The 1,978-nt window shown below is 69.9% G+C and carries 1 protein-coding gene; it reads right to left on the bottom strand.

The genetic code is table 11. From position 1 onward, the window contains the following. Window positions 1-242: 242 nt before the first annotated feature. Window positions 243-1,978: selenocysteine-specific translation elongation factor (selB, locus tag AC5RWT_RS36915; protein ID WP_494084545.1), on the bottom strand; the 1,736-nt coding region annotated here is incomplete at its 5' end.

The raw sequence follows: 1,978 nt of genomic DNA, 5'->3' as shown, positions 1-1,978 counted from the left end.
ATAAAAAGGTCGCTTCAGATCCGGTTGTTATCGAGATGCAACCTTAAGGCCACGCGCCGTTGGGCGCGGAAATTTAGGGCGATGCCGGGCATCAAACCCTAAAAGCCCGGAACGACGGCGTTTCCCGCCGTTGCTGCGGGCGGGCCGCGTTCACAAAAGGTTGCCCGAGACAAGCTTCAGTTATCGGCGGCTAACTGACTTGTGTCCCGGCAATATGGCCTCGGCTGCTCTCCGCCTATCCGTTACGCTTGGCGCGCGAGAGTGCGGTGGCCGGAGTCCAGCCGCCTGGTCCAGCCCCTGGCGTCAAGGTGTTCGAGCAGCGGGACAGCCACGCGCCGGGTGGTCCCCAGGGCCAGGCGTGCCTCACTGGTCGTGAAGGGCTGCGGCAGGCGGGCCAATTCCCTCATCGCCAAGGCGGGCGCTTGCGGCAGCAGCACTATCCCGCCGTCAAGCCGCAGCAGGCGTCCGGTGCGCTCGGCGGCAGCGAGTTCCCGGGAGCCGAGCCCGAGAGCCCTGAGGTGCGGAGCTTCCGGGGCAGCGAAAGGTTCGGCCCGGAGGCGCTGCTCCACAGCGCGCACGGCTGCCTCGGCCGCACCAAGATTACGCTGTCCGGGCAGCCGGATGTATCCGCCGTTCTGTTCCAGGCCGGCCGCTCGGACGGCCGCGTCGAGCATGGCCTCCCCTGCCGGTCCCAGCACGTCCAGGGCGGCACCGCGGGACAGGCCGGCCGCCAACGGGTGCCGCTCCCCCAGCTCCTGCACCGCTGCCAGCAGCCGTCGTTGCCCGGCGTCGAAGACCGGCGCATGCACCCACCACCCACCGAACTCCCGCACATCGTCGGGAACCCTGCCCAGCGAACGAACACCCATCCGGCGCAAGTGGTCAACCCGGACAACACCCCGGCGGACCACTTCGATGAGCGCGTCGCCGCAGGCAGGCATGACCGCGAGGCTCTCGGCCCGTCTGGCGCTGTCCCCCCTGCGGTTTAACGCGGGCGGGTCAACGTCGAGGACCTGGGCTCCCGCCAGCACCGACCGGCTGCCTTCGGCCCGCAGCACCAGGCGGTCCCCGAGCGCCAACGGGAGGTGCCGCTCGAGGGCCAGTCGAGCGTGGTCCTCGTCGAACGGACGCAGGCGGCAGGGCACGGCCGCCGTGCCGACGTGGGCGACCAGATGCCGCGGCCCGTCGACGAACGCCAGACCCGTGGTGCGGCGGACATCGATGCTGTCCACGACCGGCCAACTATCCTCGGACACCAGGACGTCACCGCGTCGGAGATCGCCGGCGGCCATCGCGCCGCGCAGATTGACGCCCACCCGGTTGCAGGGGCCTATGGATGGAAGGGCCCTGTTGCGGCTGTGCAAACCCCGCACCGACACCGGCCGCATGCTGTCCTGGCCCAGGAGCTGCAAGCGGTCGCCTTCGGCCAGCCTGCCGGCTGTCAGGGTCCCGGTCACCACGGTTCCCGCACCGCTGATGGTAAAGGAACGGTCGATCCACAGCCGCACCCGGGCCGAGGGGTCCGGACCGGGCATTGACGCCAACGTCTGATCCAGCAGGCGGCGCAATTCGTCAAGTCCTGTCCCGGTGACCGCAGACACGGTGACTGCCGGCGCGTCGCGCAGTCCGGTGCCGGCCAGCTCCGCCCGGACACGGGCCAGAACCTCCTCGGCCCTGTCCGGGGCGCGGTCATGGCGGGTCAACACCACCACCCCGTGGTTGATGCCAAACGCCGCGACTGCGTCGCGGTGGTCGCTGGATTGTGCCTGCCAGCCTTCGTCCACGGCGACGACGAAACACACGGCGGGAACGGGACCGAGTCCGGCCAGCATGTTCCCGAGGAAACGCTCGTGCCCGGGCACGTCCACGAACGCTACGTCCCTGCCCGACGGGAGCCCGGTCCACGCAAAACCCAGGTCGATGGTCAACCCGCGGCGCCGCTCTTCGGCCCACCGGTCGGGCTCCATGCCGGTGAGAG

Source organism: Arthrobacter sp. Dra40, assembly GCF_059091905.1.
This window is presented reverse-complemented; position numbering and strand designations above follow the sequence as displayed.